Annotated in this window: 18 protein-coding genes and 1 other RNA gene; 7 read left to right on the top strand and 12 right to left on the bottom strand. The window is 69.6% G+C overall.

Features of this window, described 5'->3' with window-relative positions; all coding sequences use genetic code 11:
- Nucleotides 1-68: 68 nt before the first annotated feature.
- The 6 genes from ybgC to AC1RN0_RS05800 form a co-directional block, all read right to left on the bottom strand.
- Complete coding sequence (ybgC, locus tag AC1RN0_RS05825; protein WP_492786493.1) at nucleotides 69-524, bottom strand: tol-pal system-associated acyl-CoA thioesterase; 456 nt, start codon at nucleotides 522-524, stop codon at nucleotides 69-71.
- An 81-nt stretch (nucleotides 525-605) separates the two neighbouring features.
- Entirely contained in the window at nucleotides 606-1,031 is a 426-nt protein-coding gene (locus AC1RN0_RS05820) for a hypothetical protein (RefSeq protein WP_492786492.1), read from the bottom strand.
- 84 nt (nucleotides 1,032-1,115) lie between these two features.
- A complete protein-coding gene (gene ruvB, locus AC1RN0_RS05815) occupies nucleotides 1,116-2,150 on the bottom strand; it encodes a Holliday junction branch migration DNA helicase RuvB (RefSeq protein WP_492786491.1) in 1,035 nt (344 codons plus the stop codon).
- Nucleotides 2,151-2,295: 145 nt separating this feature from the next.
- Entirely contained in the window at nucleotides 2,296-2,919 is a 624-nt protein-coding gene (gene ruvA / locus AC1RN0_RS05810; RefSeq protein ID WP_492786490.1) for a Holliday junction branch migration protein RuvA, read from the bottom strand.
- 106 nt (nucleotides 2,920-3,025) lie between these two features.
- Complete coding sequence (gene ruvC, locus AC1RN0_RS05805; RefSeq protein WP_492786489.1) at nucleotides 3,026-3,529, bottom strand: crossover junction endodeoxyribonuclease RuvC; 504 nt, start codon at nucleotides 3,527-3,529, stop codon at nucleotides 3,026-3,028.
- A gap of 50 nt (nucleotides 3,530-3,579) precedes the next feature.
- The gene (locus tag AC1RN0_RS05800; RefSeq protein WP_492786488.1) at nucleotides 3,580-4,290 is read right to left on the bottom strand and encodes an MgtC/SapB family protein; all 711 of its coding nucleotides are present in this window, start codon (nucleotides 4,288-4,290) and stop codon (nucleotides 3,580-3,582) included.
- A gap of 229 nt (nucleotides 4,291-4,519) precedes the next feature.
- Here AC1RN0_RS05800 and AC1RN0_RS05795 point away from each other — a divergent pair, with 229 nt between their 5' ends.
- Nucleotides 4,520-5,941 (top strand): M20/M25/M40 family metallo-hydrolase, encoded by a 1,422-nt coding sequence (locus tag AC1RN0_RS05795; RefSeq protein ID WP_492786487.1) that lies wholly within the window; start codon nucleotides 4,520-4,522, stop codon nucleotides 5,939-5,941.
- Nucleotides 5,942-5,951: 10 nt separating this feature from the next.
- Nucleotides 5,952-7,394, top strand: a complete 1,443-nt coding sequence (locus AC1RN0_RS05790) for a M20/M25/M40 family metallo-hydrolase (RefSeq protein WP_492786486.1) — start codon at nucleotides 5,952-5,954, stop codon at nucleotides 7,392-7,394.
- A 143-nt stretch (nucleotides 7,395-7,537) separates the two neighbouring features.
- Here the strand turns inward: AC1RN0_RS05790 and AC1RN0_RS05785 are convergent, their stop codons facing one another.
- The 6 genes from AC1RN0_RS05785 to AC1RN0_RS05760 all read right to left on the bottom strand — a co-directional run bounded on the left by AC1RN0_RS05785 (nucleotide 7,538) and on the right by AC1RN0_RS05760 (nucleotide 10,929).
- A complete protein-coding gene (locus AC1RN0_RS05785; RefSeq protein WP_492786485.1) occupies nucleotides 7,538-8,296 on the bottom strand; it encodes a YebC/PmpR family DNA-binding transcriptional regulator in 759 nt (252 codons plus the stop codon).
- A gap of 67 nt (nucleotides 8,297-8,363) precedes the next feature.
- On the bottom strand, nucleotides 8,364-9,200 hold the full coding sequence (locus tag AC1RN0_RS05780; RefSeq protein ID WP_492786484.1) for a TIGR00282 family metallophosphoesterase: 837 nt from the start codon (nucleotides 9,198-9,200) through the stop codon (nucleotides 8,364-8,366).
- The gene (locus AC1RN0_RS05775; RefSeq protein ID WP_492786997.1) at nucleotides 9,201-9,803 is read right to left on the bottom strand and encodes a 5-formyltetrahydrofolate cyclo-ligase; all 603 of its coding nucleotides are present in this window, start codon (nucleotides 9,801-9,803) and stop codon (nucleotides 9,201-9,203) included. It lies immediately after the preceding gene.
- 136 nt (nucleotides 9,804-9,939) lie between these two features.
- A non-coding RNA gene (ssrS, locus tag AC1RN0_RS05770) (6S RNA) lies at nucleotides 9,940-10,101 on the bottom strand.
- Nucleotides 10,102-10,307: 206 nt separating this feature from the next.
- Nucleotides 10,308-10,634 (bottom strand): cell division protein ZapA, encoded by a 327-nt coding sequence (locus tag AC1RN0_RS05765; protein ID WP_492786483.1) that lies wholly within the window; start codon nucleotides 10,632-10,634, stop codon nucleotides 10,308-10,310.
- Nucleotides 10,635-10,638: 4 nt separating this feature from the next.
- Nucleotides 10,639-10,929: a DUF4164 family protein gene (locus tag AC1RN0_RS05760; protein WP_492786482.1), complete on the bottom strand. Its 291-nt coding sequence runs from the start codon at nucleotides 10,927-10,929 to the stop codon at nucleotides 10,639-10,641.
- Nucleotides 10,930-11,056: 127 nt separating this feature from the next.
- On the opposite strand from AC1RN0_RS05760, the gene tkt reads away from it, so the two are divergent.
- The 5 genes from tkt (at nucleotide 11,057) to AC1RN0_RS05735 (ending at nucleotide 17,696) form a co-directional block, all read left to right on the top strand.
- Complete coding sequence (gene tkt / locus AC1RN0_RS05755) at nucleotides 11,057-13,021, top strand: transketolase (protein ID WP_492786481.1); 1,965 nt, start codon at nucleotides 11,057-11,059, stop codon at nucleotides 13,019-13,021.
- A gap of 137 nt (nucleotides 13,022-13,158) precedes the next feature.
- Nucleotides 13,159-14,355 (top strand): formate-dependent phosphoribosylglycinamide formyltransferase, encoded by a 1,197-nt coding sequence (purT, locus tag AC1RN0_RS05750; protein WP_492786480.1) that lies wholly within the window; start codon nucleotides 13,159-13,161, stop codon nucleotides 14,353-14,355.
- A 293-nt stretch (nucleotides 14,356-14,648) separates the two neighbouring features.
- The gene (gene gap / locus AC1RN0_RS05745; protein WP_492786479.1) at nucleotides 14,649-15,656 is read left to right on the top strand and encodes a type I glyceraldehyde-3-phosphate dehydrogenase; all 1,008 of its coding nucleotides are present in this window, start codon (nucleotides 14,649-14,651) and stop codon (nucleotides 15,654-15,656) included.
- Nucleotides 15,657-15,790: 134 nt separating this feature from the next.
- Nucleotides 15,791-16,981: a phosphoglycerate kinase gene (locus tag AC1RN0_RS05740; protein WP_492786478.1), complete on the top strand. Its 1,191-nt coding sequence runs from the start codon at nucleotides 15,791-15,793 to the stop codon at nucleotides 16,979-16,981.
- A 13-nt stretch (nucleotides 16,982-16,994) separates the two neighbouring features.
- The gene (locus tag AC1RN0_RS05735; RefSeq protein ID WP_492786477.1) at nucleotides 16,995-17,696 is read left to right on the top strand and encodes an alpha/beta fold hydrolase; all 702 of its coding nucleotides are present in this window, start codon (nucleotides 16,995-16,997) and stop codon (nucleotides 17,694-17,696) included.
- The last annotated feature ends 32 nt before the right edge of the window (nucleotides 17,697-17,728 follow it).

Below are 17,728 nucleotides of genomic sequence, written 5' to 3'. Positions count from 1 at the left end.
GGGGGTCAGATCAGCCGCGATTCAGGCGTGCGGCTTTGGTGAAACTATGGCGCGGGCCTTAACAGGCCTTAACCCTCTTCCTTGCAAAACCAGGGCCGCAAGGCCTCGACAAGGCCCGGCGGCGGCTTGCGCGGCTTTCCGTCGAGACTGATGCAGGCGGCCGACACCTTCGCCGTGGCGATCAGCACCTCGCCCAGCATGATGCGCTGGCTGATCTGCAGGCGCGGGCCCTTCGCCTGGTCATAGGTGGTGATCACCTGCAGGGCGTCGTCGATCTTGGCCGGCCGTTTGAAGTCGATCTCCATCCGCGTGACCACGAAGGCCGCCGGATCGTGCCGCTCCAGAAGGTCGGTGTGCGACACTTCCGCCAGCCGCAGGAAATCGCTCCGCCCGCGCTCGAAATAGCGCACGTAGTTGGCGTGATAGACCACGCCGGTGAAGTCGGTGTCCTCGTAGTAGACGCGCACCGGCAGGATGTGCTCACGGCCCTCGAACCGGCCGGCGGTGGGATGATCCTGATCCATCCCCAAGCCATACGGGAAGGCGCGTGCGACGTCATCCCGCGCCGCTCCCTCCCCGGGACGGGGAGGGAAAAACATCATCGGTCAGTCACAAACGTCCGCGCGGTACTGCACCACGTAGAGCGTCGCCCAGCGGGTCATGGTGCGGACGTTGGCGTCCTGCAGGGCGTTGAGGTCCTGGGTCCCGGCGGGGCCCTGCTCGGCCTGGGTGGCGGCGGCGATGAAGGCGTCGCAGGCGGTTACGGCGGCTGCGGCCACCACCTCGGTGTCGTCCTTGCCCTTTGACAGCTTCCACGCATAGCGCTGGACGCAGGCGCGGGCGTCGGCGGTCGCCGCCCGGGCGTCGACCCGGCCGACGTCGGCGTTGAGCACGGGGCCGGGCTCGACGGCCGCGGCCTTCTGTCCGGCCCTCGGATCGATCGGCGACTTGCAGCGGCCGCCGGCGGTTCCGTCGCCGCAGGCGGCCAGGGTCACGGCCATGCCGGCGAGCAGCAGGATGCGGGGTGTCATGGGCAGTCCCTCCGTCGGATCGCCGTCACGGCGCTGTCCGGCACAGGGAACGCCGCGAACCGCCGAAAGGTTCGCCGCGGCGGCTCAGCCCTCGTCGAACAGGCCCGGCGCGCCCTTCGGCGGCGGGGGCTCCCTGAGCCCCAGGTGCAGATAGGCCTTGCCGCAGGCCACCCGGCCGCGCGGCGTGCGCTGGATGAAGCCCTGCTGCAGCAGGAAGGGCTCAATGACGTCCTCGACGGCGTCGCGTGCCTCGGCGATGGCGTAGGCCAGCGTCTCGACCCCGGCCGGCCCGCCGCCGTAGTTCTCGATCAGGGCGCGCATGTAGCGGCGGTCGAGACTGTCTAGCCCGGCCTCGTCGACCTCCAGCCGCGCCAGCGCCCGGCCGGCGTGGCCCTTGTCGATCAGCGTCGCGCCGTCGGCGGCGGCGAAGTCGCGCACCCGCCGCAGCAGCCGGCCGGCCACGCGCGGCGTGCCCCGCGAGCGGGCGGCGATCTCGCCGGCGCCGCCCTCGCTCAGCGGCGCGCCCATCTTGCGGGCGGCGCCGAGCAGCACCCGCTGCAGCTCCGACGGGGTGTAGAACTCCAGCCGCAGCGGAATGCCGAACCGGTCGCGCAACGGCGTGGCCAGCAGGCCCGCCCGCGTGGTCGCCGCCACGAGGGTGAAGGGCGCCAGATCGATGCGGATCGACCGCGCCGACGGCCCGTCGCCGATGATCAGGTCGAGGACGTGATCCTCCATGGCCGGATAGAGGATCTCCTCCACATTGGCCGGCAGGCGGTGGATCTCGTCGATGAACAGCACATCGCGCGGTTCGAGGTTGGTCAGGATGGCCGCCAGGTCCCCGGCCTTGGCCAGCACCGGGCCGCTGGTGGCGCGGAAGCCGACGCCCAGCTCGCGGGCGACGATCTGCGCCAGGGTGGTCTTGCCGAGCCCCGGAGGTCCGAACAGCAGCACATGGTCGAGCGCCTCGTTCCGGTCCCGGGCGGCGTCGATGAACACCTTCAGGTTGGCCTTGGTCTGCTCCTGGCCGACGAACTCGGCCAGCGTCTGCGGCCGCAGCGCCTTGTCGCTCGCCTCGAACGGCGCGGCCTCGGCGGAGATGATGCGGTCGTCGGTCATGATGCAGGGCCGTTGCGTGGTTCGAGACGCTCGCCTGAGGGCTCGCTCCTCACCATGACGAACAGCGGTGCGGCCCACCCATTTTCGTCATCCTGAGGAGCGGCGAAGCCGCGTCTCGAAGGACGCACCATGGTCCGCCAATCCCTCACCGCCCGATCTCCTTCAGCGCGGCTTTCACCAGCGCGCCGACGTCGGCCTCGTCGCCCAGCTGCCCGACGGCGTGCTCGACGGCGCGTCGCCCGACGGGTTCGGCGATGCCCAGGCCCATCAGCGCGGCCACGGCCTCGCCGGCGGCGCTGACCCTGTGGACCCGCGGCGCTTCCGGACCGCCGCCGGGACCGGTTCCGCCGCTGACCAGGCCGTCGCCGAGCGGCTTGCCCTTCAGCTCCAGCACGATGCGCTGGGCCAGCTTGGGGCCGACGCCGTTGGCCCGGGCGACCAGCGCCTGGTCGCCGCGCTGCACGGCCCCGGCCAGCTCGGCCGGCGGCAGCACGTCGAGCACGGCCATGGCGGCCTTCGGGCCGACGCCCTGGATCGCCTGCAGCAGCACGAACACGCTGCGCTCCTCGCGGGTGGAAAAGCCGTACAGCCGCGGCCCCTGGGCCTCGCTCCACTGGTGTTCGACATGGACCACGGTCTCGTCGCCGACGGCCGGCAGACGGCCGAGCGTGCGAGAACCGCAGCGCACGACGTAGCCGACCCCGCCGACATCGATCAGGGCCTCTTCCTCGCCGATCTCGGCGACGATGCCGCGCAGCCGCCCGATCATCCTGCTTCGCTCCTGACGGCTTGCCCGCAGAAGCCTCGGCCCAGGCGGGAGCTTCGCAGGACAACTGCCCTGAGGATGAATCCTCCGAAGCCTTGGCGAAGGAGGATCATGCTGCCGCTCCGAGGCGACGTGATCGCCGGGAATGGGCGTGGGTGATGGCCACGGCCAGGGCGTCGGCGGCGTCCTGGGTCGGACCGCCGGCGGTCGGCAGCAGGCGGGCGATCATGAAGGCGATCTGGGTCTTGTCGGCGGCGCCGGTGCCGACGACGCATTTCTTGACCTCGCGGGCGGCGTACTCGGCCACGGTCAGGCCCGCCTTCGCCGGCGCGATCATCGCCGCGGCGCGGGCCTGGCCCAGCTTCAGCGTCGACTGCGGGTTGGCGTTGACGAAGGTCTCCTCCACCGCCGCCTCATGCGGCGCGTGCGCGGCGATCACGGCGCCGATGCCGTCGAACAGGCTGAGCAGCCGCTCCGACAGCGGGGCCTTGTCGGCCGAGGTGATCACCCCGTGGGCGACCCACGTCAGGCGCGAGCCCTCGACCGCGATCACGCCCCAGCCGGTGCGCCGCAGACCTGGATCGAGCCCGAGAATCCGAATCGCGTTCATCATGTGTTCTACTACTGTGGCCGAACACTAAACGAACTGCAAAGATGAACGCGTCAGGCGTTCCGGGGCTCGATCTCGAACTCGATGACCTTGTGGTCGGCGCGCAGTTCGGCGGCCAGGCGGTCGATGGCGCTGCGGTTCAGGGCGCTGACGGTGGCCCCGTGCTCGATGAACTGGCCTTTTTTCAGCAGCCGCTCGCTCAGCGGCGCTGACTTGAGGCCGAGGGCCTTGAGCCGGTCGCGGAGGTCCTCGGCGCCGGGGGCCGAGCCCCGGGCGTAGCGGATGGTGATGTCGGCCAGCGACTGCTGCGGCAGCCGCTGGTCGATCAGCCGGAACCCGGCCAGCACGATCAGCGCCAGCACCGTGCCGCTGACCGCCACCTCCCAGAAGCCGATGCCGAACAGGATGCCGATGCAGGAGGTGGTCCAGACCGAGGCCGCCGTGGTCAGGCCGTGGACGTTGAATCCCTCGCGGAAGATCACCCCGCCGCCGAGGAAGCCGACGCCGGTGAGAATGCCGTGCGCCATGCGCACCGGATCGATGCGGATCACGTCCTGCGGCGTGCTTGGTCCGATCCAGCTCATCTGGTGATTGGCCGCCACCATCAGCAGGGCCGAGGTCAGGGCCAGCAGGCTGTGGGTGCGGAATCCGGCCGGCTGGCCGCGAAAGCCCCGCTCGAATCCGATGCAGCCGCCGGCCAGAAGAGCGCCGACCAGCGGCAGAATATATTGCGGATTCAACGCGGTGCTCAGAAACTCATTCATCAATAATCCTCCGAACCCGGAACAATGCGCTATTCCGGCGGCGATGCAAATCGTTGCGTCCTTCGAGACGCTCGCTTGAGGCTCGCTCCTCAGGATGACGTGGAGGGTTGGCTTCACTTCTGTTCGTCATGGTGAGGAGCGGACCCTCAGGTCCGCGTCTCGAACCACGCACTCTTGCGCCGCGCCGGGTGGCGGGTGTGAATGGGCGCTTGCGGACGGGGAGTGAGTCATGCGGGTTTGGCGGAAGATGGTCGCGGGCGCGGCGCTGGCGGCGGCTTTGCCGGGGCTGGCGGGCGCCCAGCAGGCGGCGCCCCGTCCCGACCAGCTGGCTTTCCGCGCCCTCTACAAGGAGCTGGTCGAGACCAACACCACCCTGTCGGTCGGCAGCTGCACCAAGGCGGCCGAGGCGATGGCGGCGCGGCTGAAGGCGGCCGGCTATCCGGACAGCGACCTGCATCTGATCGTCGATCCGGCCCACCCGCGCGAGGGCAACCTCGTCGCCGTGCTGCCGGGGACCGATCCGAAGGCCAAGGCCGTGCTGATGCTGGCGCACATCGACGTGGTCGAGGCCAACCGCGCCGATTGGACCCGCGATCCCTTCACCCTGATCGAGGAGGACGGCTGGTTCTACGCCCGCGGCGCCTCGGACGACAAAGCCCAGGCCTCGATCTGGGTCGACACCCTGATCCGCTTCAAGCAGGAGGGTTTCCGGCCCCGCCGCACGGTGAAGATGGCCCTGACCTGCGGCGAGGAGAGCGACGGCGCGCTGAACGGCGCCAACCTGCTGGCCACGCAGTACCGCGATCTGATCGACGCCGGCTTCGCGCTCAATGAAGGCGCCGGAGGCCTGCTCGGCGACGACGGCAAGCCGGTCTCGCTGTCGATCCAGTCGGGCGAGAAGGTCTACCAGGACTTCACCCTGAGCTCGACCAATCCGGGCGGCCACTCGAGCCGGCCCGTGCACGACAACGCCATCACCCATCTGGCCGGCGCGTTGGTGCGGATCGGGAACTACGACTTCCCGGTCCAGCTGAACGACACCACCCGGGCCTATTTCACCGCCATGGCCCCGCTGGTCGACGCCGAGACGGGCGCGGCGATGAAGGCCATCGTCGCGGATCCGACCGACGCGGCGGCGGCCGCCGTCATCTCGCGCAACCCGACCTGGAACAGCATGCTGCGCACCACCTGCGTGGCGACCATGGCCAGCGCCGGCCACGCGCCCAACGCCCTGCCGCAGCGGGCCGAGGCCAATGTGAACTGCCGCATCTTCCCGGGCGTGTCGGTCGAGGCCGTGCAGGCCCAGCTGGCGACCCTGGCCGCCGATCCGAAGGTGACCGTGACGCCGGACGACACGGCGCATCTGACGCCGCCGCCGCCGCCGCTGACGCCGGAAATCATGAAGCCGATCCGGGCCCAGGCCGACAAGCTGTGGCCGGGCGTGCCGATCGTGCCGTTCCAGTCGACCGGCGCCACCGACGGCAAGTATCTCAACAGCTACGGCATCCCGACCTACGGCCTGACCGGCATCTTCGCCGACAACGGCAACAGCGGGGTCCACGGCCTCAACGAACGGATCCGGGTCAAGTCGCTCTATGACGCGCGCGACTTCCTCTACGGCCTGATCAAGACCTACGCCTCGGCGAAGTAAGGACCACGACATGACCCTCGGACGAGGACTTCTGGCGACCGCGCTGGCGCTGTCGCTGAGCGGCGTGGCCAGCGCCCAGACGGCGACGCCGCCGGCCGTGGTGCGGCCGGACCAGCTGGCCTTCAAGGCGCTCTACAAGGAGTTGGTCGAGATCAACACGACCCTGTCGGTCGGCAGCTGCACGAAGGCGGCCGAGGCCATGGGCGCGCGGCTGACGGCGGCGGGCTTCCCGGCGGCCGACGTGCAGGTGGTGGTCAATCCCGACCATCCGCGCGAGGGCAGCCTGGTCGCCGTGTTGCACGGGACGGACCCGAAGGCCGGGGCCATGCTGCTGCTGGCGCACATCGACGTGGTCGAGGCCAACCCTGCCGACTGGACCCGCGACCCGTTCACCCTGGTCGAGGAGAACGGCTACTTCTTCGCCCGCGGCGCCTCGGACGACAAGGCGCAGGCGGCGATCTGGGTCGACAGCCTGGTGCGGCTCAAGCAGGCCGGATTCAAGCCGCGCCGCGACATCAAGCTGGCCCTGACCTGCGGCGAGGAGAGCGAGGCCTACAACGGCATCGAGGACCTGGTGACCAATCACCGGCCGCTGGTCGACGCCGCCTTCGCCCTGAACGAGGGGGCCGACGGCCTGCTGGACGAGAACGACAAGCCCGTCGTGCTGGAGGTCCAGGGCGGCGAGAAGGTCTACCAGGACTTCACCCTGACCATCACCAACCCCGGCGGCCACTCCAGCCGGCCGGTGCATGACAACGCCATCAGCCGCCTGTCGGCGGCGCTGGTGAAGATCGGCGGATACGACTTCCCGGTGGCCCTCAACGACGCCACGCGCGGCTACTTCACCCGCATGGCCCCGCTGGTCGCGGCCGACAAGGGCGCGGCGATGAAGGCGCTGGTCGCCAATCCCGACGACGCGGCGGCCCAGGCGATCGTCACGTCCGATCCGATGTGGAACAGCATGCTGCGCACGACCTGCGTGGCGACCATGGTCAGCGCCGGCCATGCGCCCAACGCCCTGCCGCAGCGGGCCACCGCCAATGTGAACTGCCGCATCCTGCCCGGCGTGCCGGTCGAGACGGTGCGCCAGCAGCTGATGGCCGTCGCCGGCGACCCGGGCATCGCCTTCACCCTGGCCCACGAGCCGAGCAAGGCCTCGCCGCCGCCGCCGCTGACGCCGTTCATCATGGGGCCGATCGAGGCGGAAGCGGGCAAGCTGTGGCCCGGCGTGCCGGTGGTCACCATCCTGCTGACCGGCGCCACCGACGGCATTCACACCAACGGCGCGGGCATCCCGACATACGGCGTCAGCGGCATCTTCGGCAGCTCCGATGGCGACGGTATCCACGGCCTGAACGAGCGGGTGCGGGTAAAGGCGCTCTACGAGGGCCGCGACTTCCTGTTCGCCCTGATCAAGGACTACGCCATGGCGAAGGGCAAGCCGAAGGGCTGACCCGGAAGGCTGACGAAGGGTGCGTGGTTCGAGACGCGGACCTGAGGGTCCGCTCCTCACCATGACGAACAGGGTGGGCGATCAATCCCTCTTCGTCATCCTGAGGAGCGAAGCCTCGGCCGAGCGTCTCGAAGGACGCACACCTACCCGGCGAACTTCGACGCGTCCTCGTCGCTGATGTCGGCGTTGGAATAGACGTTCTGCACGTCGTCATCGTCTTCCAGCGCGTCGAGCAGGCGCATGACCGTGGCGGCCTGGTCGCCGCTGACCGACACCAGCGACTTGGGCCGCCAGACGATCTTGGTCGAGGAGGCTTCGCCGAACAGTTTCTCCAGCGCCTGGGCGACGTCGTTGAGGTCCTCGAAGGCGGTGTAGACCGTGTGGCCCGAGCCGTCCTCGCCGAGGTCCGCCTCGACGTCGGCGGCGCCGGCCTCGATGGCCGCCTCCATCATGGCGTCCTCGCTGGCGGCCTTGGCCGGGTACTCGATCTGTCCCATGCGGTCGAAGTTGAAGGTCACCGAACCGGTGGCCCCCATGTTGCCGCCCAGCTTGCCGAAGATGGAACGGACGTTGGCCGCGGCGCGGTTCTTGTTGTCGGTCAGCACCTCGACGACGACCCCGACGCCGCCGGGCGCGAGACCCTCGTAGCGGATTTCGGTGTAGTCGGCCGCGTCGCCCATCTGCGACTTCTTGATCGCGCGGTCGATGACGTCCTTGGGCACCGACTCGGCCTTGGCGTTGGCCACGGCCAGGCGCAGGCGCGGGTTCATGGTCGGGTCAGGCAGGCCCGCCTTGGCGGCCACGGTGATTTCCCGCGACAGCTTGGAAAACAGCTTAGACCGCACCGCGTCGGCGCGGCCCTTGCGGTGCATGATGTTCTTGAATTTTGAGTGGCCGGCCATGCTCGGGTGTCGGTCTCGGTGTTGAAAGGGTGCGGGGTTTTAGCGTCGGGGTGGCGCGGCGCCTAGCTCACGCCGTCGCCATCTCCACCACCGGCTCGGTCGCGCTCAGCCGGCCGCCGATGCGGATCGGCTCGACGCGACGGGCCAGGCCCGTGCGGTCGTCGGTCTCGACGAACACGCCGCAGACCGTCGCCGGGCCGGACGCCGGCTGGTAGCGGCCCTGGCTGATCTTGGTGGTGAACCGGCGCAGCGGCTCTTCCTTCTGGTTGCCGATGACGCTGTCGTAGTCGGCGCAGGCGCCGGCGTCGGTCTGGTAGGCCGTGCCGCCGGTGAGGATCTGGCAGTCGGCGGTCGGCACATGGGTGTGGGTGCCCACGACCAGCGAGGCGCGGCCGTCGCAGTAGTGGCCCATGGCCATCTTCTCGGACGTGGCCTCGCAGTGCATGTCGACGATCACCGCGTCGGCCACCTGCGCCAGCGGCGCCTTGTCCAGCTCGCGGTCGGCGGCGGCGAACGGGTCGTCCATGGCGTCCATGTGCACCCGGCCGAGCAGGTTGATGACGAAGATCGTCTTGCCGCTCTCGGTCTGGAACAGATGGCTGCCGCGACCCGGCGCGTCCGACAGGATCGGATAGTTGGCCGGCCGGATCAGGCGCGGCTCGCGCACGATGTAGGTCAGCGCCTCCTTCTGGTCCCAGCTGTGGTTGCCGAGCGTCAGGCAGTCGGCCCCCGCCTCGAACAGCTCACGCGCCGTGTTCTCGGTGATCCCGAAACCGGCGGCGGCGTTCTCCGCGTTGACGATGACGAACTCGAGGCCGAGGCGGCGACGAAGACCGGGCAGGTGGTCGGCCAGGCCGTCGCGGCCCGATTTGCCGACGACGTCGCCGAAGAAAGCAAAGCGCATTCAGAAGTCCTTTCGGACGGCAATATAGCCGGCCTCGGTGAGAATCCCATCAAGCGCCTGATCATGCGGCTCGCGGGGCAGGGGGGCGACCTCCTGGCCGCTGTAGGCGAAGCCCACGGCCGGGGGCGGGGCGGGGCCCTCGCGCAGGGCGGCGAGGGTGCGGTCATAATGGCCGCCGCCCTGTCCCAGTCGTCCGCCGGCCCGGTCGAAGGCCAGCAGCGGCACGAGGATCAGGTCCGGCCGCAGTTCGGGCGCCGAGGCCAGCGGGGCGGGCAGGCCGGTCAGGTCGTTCGCCAGCCGCTCGCCGGGCTTCCAGCCGCGGAACACCAGTGGCCCGTCCTCGACCTCGACCGCCGGCAGGGCCAGCCGCCAGCCCTGTTTGGCCAGCAGGTCGCCGAGCGGCCGGGGATCGAGCTCGGCGCCGAGCGCCTTGTAGAGGGCGATGGTCCCGGCCCGGGTCACGCCGAGCGCCGCCAGCATCTCGCCGGCGCGGTCGGCGGCCATCCAGTCGGCCTCGGGGTGCTCGACCAGCAGCGCCTTGCGCCGCGCGCGCGCCTCGAGGCGAAGCGTGGCTTTGCGGGTGGCGGTGAGGGGATCGGTCAGAGGGTGCGTCCTTCGAGACGCGATCCCGAGGGATCGCTCCTCAGGATGACGCAGAGGGGTGGGCTACAAACTGCTCGTCATGGTGAGGAGCGAGGCATCAGCCGAGCGTCTCGAACCACGCAGGGAGAAAAAGGGTGGCGGCGCCGCAAGAGCCGTGAAGGTCGGTTCAATTCCCTCGACCTGGATAACCAGGTGGGCGCCGTTTGCCCAACCCCACGGGGAAGGACAGGGACAGCTCCCTTAGAGTGAATTAAGGTCGCTGGAATGTGGTTGCCTTCGACGAGAGCCACAGCATGACCCGCCGTTTGACAAGGTAGGCGCTGAAGCGGGCGAATGGAAGGGCGACCAGCCCCCTCCCTCCCCTTTATGGGGAGGGACAGGCCGCGAAGCGGCCAGGGTGGGGAAGCAGGATGCCATCCGGGAGGAATTGGGGTGACGGCTGACTCCCCCCACCCGGTCCCTGCGGGACCACCCTCCCCATGAAGGGGAGGGAGAAACGAAAACTCACCCCGCCGCGAGTTTCTCGATGCGCTTGGCCGCGCCTTCCAGCGCCGCCGCGGCCTTCAGTTCGACGCGCGACTGTTCGGTCTGTGCCCGGGCCAGTTCGCCCTGGATGTGCTGCAGCCGCAGCTTCAGGTCGGCCATCTCGTCGGCCATCAGAAGGGCGCCCATGAGGAACAGGCGGGTGTCGCCGAGATTGCCGACGTCCTGGCTGACCTGGCGGACCTGTTCGTCGAACAGCTTCGCGATATCGATCAGATGGCGTTCCTGGCCGTCCTCGCAGCCGACGCTGTAGGGCTTGCCGTTGATCTGTACGGTGACCTGGGCCATCGGGTCAGCCCTCCGTTCCGGTGGCGGGCTCGTCGCCCAGGGCGGCGCGGATTTCCTCGATGGCGCGGCCGAGCGCCAGCGACGCCTGGGCTCCGGCCTCTTCCAGCGCCCGTTCGCGGGCCCGGGCGGCGTCCAGTTCGGCGGCCAGCCGCGAGCGGTCCTGGTCGAACAGTCCACCCGCCTCGGCGCCGGCCTCGGCCATCTTGTCTGACATGCGGCTCTCGAGCATCGCAATCGCGCGCTCCAGCCGGCGCACGGCCAGGTCCAGGGCGCTTCCCTCGGCCTCTCCCGTCATGTTCACGGCTCTCCTGATCGAAGTCCTTTCTATAGACCGCACCGGGGCGTGACAGGAAGGCGGGTTGAAACGATCGTCCTCACGTGCGAGCAGGCCGCCAGCCCCATTCGAGTCGAGAGAGCCCACCATGTCCGTCAGCCCGGTCAAGATGGCCGACGCCATCCGCGTCCTCTCCATGGACGCCGTCCATGCCGCTAAGTCCGGCCACCAGGGCGCGCCCATGGGCCTGGCCGACGTGGCGACGGTGCTGTGGACCAAATTCCTGCGCTACGACGCGAGCAAGCCGGACTGGGCCGACCGCGACCGCTTCGTGCTGTCGGCCGGCCACGCCTCGATGCTGATCTACAGCCTGCTGCACCTGACCGGCAGCAAGGCCGTGACGATGGACCAGATCCGCAACTTCCGTCAGTGGGGCAGCAACACCGCCGGCCATCCGGAATACGGCCACACCCCCGGCGTCGAGGTGACCACCGGTCCGCTGGGCCAGGGCATCGCCACCGCCGTCGGCATGGCCATGGCCGAGCGCTCGATGAACGCCCGCTACGGCGACGACCTCGTCGACCACCGCACTTGGGTCATCGCCGGCGACGGCTGCCTGATGGAGGGCATCAGCCACGAGGCCATCTCCCTGGCCGGCCGGCTGAAGCTCAGCAAGCTGACGGTGCTGTTCGACGACAACAACACCACCATCGACGGCGCGGCGACCATCGCCGAGACCGGCGACCAGATGGCCCGCTTCAAGGCGGCCGGCTGGGCGGTCAAGGCCGTCGACGGCCACGACCACGGCAAGATCGCCGCCGCCCTGCGCTGGGCGACGAAGCAGTCGGTGCCGACGATGATCGCCTGCAAGACGCAGATCCTGAAGGGCGCGGGTCCGAAGGAAGGCGATATCCACGGCCACGGCTATTCGCTGTTCGATGAGGAAGCGACCCTGGCCCGCAAGGCCATGGACTGGCCGCTGCCGCCGTTCGAACTGCCGGAGGACATCGTCGAGGCCTGGCGCAAGGCCGGCCGCAAGGGCGGCTCGCAACGCCGCAAGTGGGACGCGCGCCTGAAGGCCAGCGACCAGCGCGCCGACTTCGTCCGCGCGATGAAGGGCGACCTGCCGGCCGACGCCTTCAAGGGCCTGGACGCCCACATCGAGAAGATGCTGGCCGAGCCGGTGGTCAACGCCACCCGCGTGCACAGCGGCGCGGCCCTGACCGTGCTGACCCCGGCGATCCCGGAGATGATCGGCGGCTCGGCCGACCTGACCGGCTCCAACAACACCTACGTCAAGGGCATGGTCCCGTTCGACCTGCCCGACTACGCCGGCAAGTACGTCCACTACGGCGTGCGCGAGCACGGCATGGCCGCGGCGATGAACGGCATGGCGCTGCATGGCGGCGTGATCCCCTACAGCGGCGCCTTCATGGTCTTCTCCGACTACAGCCGCGCCTCGATCCGGCTCGGCGCCCTGATGGGCGTGCGGGTGATCCATGTGATGACGCACGACTCGATTGGCGTCGGCGAGGACGGCCCGACCCACCAGCCGGTCGAGCATCTGGCCAGCCTGCGGGCGATGCCCAACCTGCTGGTGTTCCGCCCGGCCGACGTGGTCGAGGCCGCCGAATGCTGGCGTCTGGCGCTGGAAGCGAAGACCACCCCCTCGGTCATGGCCCTGTCGCGGCAGAAGACCGGCGTGGTCCGCACCACCGGCGGCAACCTGTCGGCGAAGGGCGCCTATGAGGTCGCCAAGGCTGACGGCGAGGCCCAGGTGACGCTGTTCGCCTCCGGCTCGGAAGTGCCGATCGCGCTGGCCGCCCGCACCCTGCTGCAGGCCGACGGCGTGCCGACCCGCGTCGTCTCGACCCCCTGCTGGGAGCTGTTCGAGCAGCAGACCCCGAAGTACCGCGCCGAGACCATCGGCAAGGCCCCCGTGCGCGTCGCCGTCGAGGCGGCGATGAAGTTCGGCTGGGAGCGGTTCATCGGCGAAGACGGCGTGTTCGTCGGCATGACCGGCTTCGGCGCCAGCGCCCCGGCCGAGCGGCTGTACAAGGAATTCGGCATCACCGCGGAAGCCGTGGCGGCCGCGGCGAAGGCGAAGCTCTGACAGTTTGCGTCCTTCGCGACGCGGACCTGAGGGTCCGCTCCTCAGGATGACGGGAAGGGGTGGGCTGCAATAGTGTTCGTCATGCTGAGGAGCGAGCTTCAGGCGAGCGTCTCGAAGCACGCAACAGGGATCAAGCGATGAAACTCGGCACCCCGCTCAGCCCGTCGGCGACGCGCGTCATGCTGCTCGGCTGCGGCGAGCTCGGCAAGGAAGTGGCCATCGAGCTGCAGCGGCTGGGCGTCGAGGTGATCGGCGTCGACCGCTACGCCGACGCCCCGGCCATGCAGGTGGCCCACCGCAGTCATGTCATCACCATGACCGACCCCGCCGCCCTGCGTGCGGTGATCGAGGCCGAGCGGCCGCACCTGATCGTGCCGGAGATCGAGGCCATCGCCACCGACGAGCTGGCGAAGGTCGAGGCGGAGGGTCTGGCGACGGTGATCCCCACCGCGCGCGCCGCCCAGCTGACCATGAACCGCGAGGGCATCCGCCGGCTGGCCGCCGAAGAGCTCGGCCTGCCGACCAGCCCCTACGCCTTCGCCGCCTCGCGCGAGGCGCTGGAAGCGGGCGCGGACGCCGTCGGCTACCCCTGCTTCGTCAAGCCGGTGATGAGCAGCTCGGGCAAAGGCCAGTCCTATGTCGAGAGCGCCGCCGACATCGGCGCGGCCTGGGACTACGCCCTGTCCGCCGGCCGGGTGGAGACCGCGCTGGTCATCGTCGAGGGCCGTATCGACTTCGACTTCGAGATCACCCTGCTGACGGTCCGCTCGCTGGGCGCCGACGGCCAGATCCGGACCGACTTCTGCGCGCCGATCGGCCATCGCCAGGTCAAGGGCGACTATGTCGAGAGCTGGCAGCCGCAGGCGATGAGCGCCGCCGCGCTCGCCTCGGCCCAGGCCATCGCCGGCAAGGTCACCGCGGCGCTCGGCGGCCGGGGCCTGTTCGGCGTCGAGCTGTTCGTGAAGGGCGACCAGGTCTGGTTCTCCGAAGTCAGCCCGCGCCCGCACGACACGGGCCTCGTCACCCTCGCCACCCAGACGCTCAGCGAGTTCGCCCTGCACGCCCGCGCCATTCTCGGTCTGCCGGTCGACGTCAGCCTGCGCGAGCCGGGCGCCAGCGCGGTGATCTACGGTGGGATGGACGCGAAGGGCGTGGCCTATGAAGGCGTCGCCGAGGCGCTGGCGGGGCCCGGCGTCGACCTGCGCCTGTTCGGCAAACCCGAGGCCTTCGAGCGCCGCCGCATGGGCGTGGCCCTGGCGCGGGCGACGGATGTGGACACGGCGCGGGCCAATGCGGTCGCGGCGGCCGGCAAGGTGAGGGTGGTCAAGTCCTAGACCTGTCCTCCCCTCGTCAGAGGGGAGGGGGACCCTCCGAAGGTCGGTGGAGGGGGCGTCGCCTGCCTCTCCGGAAAGACCTGAATTCAGGACGTCTCCGCTCGCCTTCGCGCCGGCCCCTCCATCACGCTCCGCGAGGTCCCCTCCCCGCTTCGCGGAGAGGACTGACTGTTTTCGTCACAAACCCTCACCGGATGTGACCGCGCCAAATCCCCCTCCGGGGTTGACTCCACGGCCCCTGACCGCAAAACCCGCGCCCAATCACAAACATTGCCGCCGGGAGCGCTTTACCCATGACCCTTCGCGTCGCCATCAACGGATTTGGCCGGATCGGCCGTCTGGTTCTGCGCTCGATCGCCGAGCACAACCGCACGGACATCGAGGTCGTGGCGATCAACGACCTGGGTCCGGTGGAAACCAACGCCCACCTGTTCCGCTATGACAGCGTGCACGGCCGCTTCCCCGGAACGGTGACGACCGGCGAGGACTGGATCGACATCGGCCGCGGCAAGATCAAGGTCACGGCGATCCGCAATCCGGCCGAGCTGCCGCACAAGGAGCTCAACGTCGACATCGCGTTCGAGTGCACGGGCCTGTTCACCTCGAAGGAAAAGGCCTCGGCCCACCTGACCGCCGGCGCCAAGCGCGTGCTGGTCTCGGCCCCGGCCGACGGCGCCGACAAGACCATCGTCTACAAGGTCAACCACGAGACCCTGACGGCCGACGACATCGTCGTCTCCAACGGCAGCTGCACGACCAACGCCCTGGCCCCGGTGGCCAAGGTGCTGAACGACCTGTTCGGCATCGAGCGCGGCTACATGACCACGATCCATGCCTACACCGGCGACCAGCCGACGCTGGATACGATGCACAGCGACCTCTACCGCGCCCGCGCGGCGGCCCTCAGCATGATCCCGACCTCGACCGGCGCGGCCAAGGCGCTCGGCCTGGTGCTGCCGGAACTGAAGGGCAAGCTGGACGGCTCCTCGATCCGCGTGCCGACGCCCAACGTCTCGGTGGTCGACCTGAAGGTCGTCGCCGCCCGCGACGTGACGGTGGAAGAGATCAACAACGCCCTGCTGGCCGCCGCCGCCGGCCCGATGTCGGGCGTGCTGGCTACGACCAATGAGCCGCTGGTCTCGATGGACCTGAACCACGTGCCCGCCAGCTCGACGGCGGCGCTGAAGCAGACCCAGGTCGTCGACGGCAAGCTGGCTCGCGTGCTCAGCTGGTACGACAACGAATGGGGCTTCGCGACCCGCATGAGCGACACCGCTCTGGTGATGGCGAAGTTCCTGTAGCGCCCAAACTCCGCTCATCCCGGCGAAGGCCGGGACCCAGGTTTGTTTGGCTGACTTCCGGCGCAGGTGCGTTTCAGAAAAAGCCTGGGTCCCGGCCTTCGCCGGGATGAGCGGCAAAATATGAGATGCACCCCATGACCTTCCGCTCCCTCGAAACCGCTGATCTCGCCGGCAAGCGCGTGCTGGTGCGCGTGGACTTCAACGTGCCGATGGAGGGGGGCGTCATCACCGACGACACCCGCCTGCGCTCGGCCCTGCCGACGATCCATTTCCTCAGCAGCCGGGGGGCGAAGGTCATCCTGCTGGCCCACTTCGACCGGCCCAAGGGAAAGCGGGTTCCGGAGATGAGCCTCGCCCCCGTGGTCGCGCCGCTGTCGGTGCTGCTCGGCAAGCCGGTGCTGTTCGGCGAGGACTGCATCGGCGAGGCCGCCTACAAGGCCGTCGCCGCGCTCGAGAACGGCGACGTGGCGGTGCTGGAAAACCTGCGCTTCCATCCGGGCGAGGAAAAGAACGATCCCGCCTTCGTCGCCGAGCTCGGGGCCATCGGCGACCTCTATGTCAACGACGCCTTCAGCGCCGCGCACCGCGCCCACGCCTCGACCGAGGGTATCGCCCGCCTGTTGCCGGCCTATCCGGGCCTGGCCATGCAACGCGAGCTGGAGATGCTCGACGCGGCGCTGGGCAAGCCGCAGAAGCCGGTCATCGGCATCGTCGGCGGCTCGAAGGTCTCGACCAAGCTGGACCTGCTGAACAACCTGGTGACCAAACTGGACTACCTCGCCATCGGCGGCGGCATGGCCAACACCTTCCTCAACGCCGCCCAGATCGACGTCGGCGCCTCGCTCTGCGAGCCGGACCTGGCCGAGACGGCGCGCAAGATCATCGATCTCGCCGCCACGGCCGGCTGCACCCTGCTGCTGCCCACCGACGTGGTGGTGGCCCAGGAGGTCAAGCCGGGCGTCGCCTCGGAAGTGCGCAATGTCTACGAGGTCCGGCCCGACGACCGCATCCTAGACGCCGGCCCCGAGACCACCGCCCGCCTGCTCGAAACCATGGATCGCTGCAAGACGCTGATCTGGAACGGCCCGCTCGGCGTGTTCGAGGTGCCCCCGTTCGACAAGGCGACCGTCGCGGCCGCGAAGCACGCCGGCGTTCTGGCGAAGGCCGGCAAGCTGATCGCCGTGGCCGGCGGCGGCGACACCGTCTCGGCCCTCAACCACGCGGGCGTGGCCGACGAGATGACCTTCGTCTCGACCGCCGGCGGGGCCTTCCTGGAGTGGATGGAGGGCAAGCCCCTGCCGGGCGTCGAGGCGCTGGCGGTCTGACGCGGTGGTCGCCATGGCCGGATTGCCGATCGTCTTCGTGCCCGGGCTGATGTGCACCGGGCGAATCTACCAGCACCAGATCGAACACCTCGGCCAGCGCCATCCGGTGCTGCTGGCGAACCACTGGTCGCACGACACCATGGCGGCGATCGCCGCGTCGATCCTGGAGACCGCGCCCGAACGGTTCGCGCTCGCGGGGACGTCGATGGGCGGCTACGTCGCGTTCGAAATCCTGCGCCAGGCGCCCGCGCGGGTCGAGAAGCTGATCCTCATGGGCACGAGCGCCCGTCCCGACGCGCCCGAGCGCAGCGAAGGCCGCCGCCAGCAGGTGGCCTGGACCCGCCGCAACGGCCTCCACGCCGGGACGCTGGCCAGCTACCCGCCGCTGGTTCACCCCGCGCGGCACGAGGACCTGCCGCTGCGCAACACCTTCGTCGAGATGGCGCTGGCGCTCGGCGTCGACGCCTTCGCCCGCCAGATCGAGGCGATCATCGGCCGGGCTGATTCCCGTCCCGACCTGCCCGGCGTCAGGGTTCCGACCCTGATGATCTGTGGTGAGGACGACCAGTTGATTCCGCCCGAACACGGTCGCGAGATCGCCGACGGCATCCCGGGAGCGCGGCTGGAGATGGTCAGCCACTGCGGCCACATGGGCATGATCGAGAAGCCCGAAACCTACACCCGGCTGATCGGCGATTTTCTGACCGATAGCTGACGCTCCCGACATCCGATGCTAAGAGCCTCGGA

The organism is Caulobacter sp. GW821-FHT12F03 (assembly GCF_058806855.1).
The sequence above is the reverse complement of the archived record's forward strand: the minus strand, read 5'-3'. Positions and strand labels throughout refer to the sequence as shown.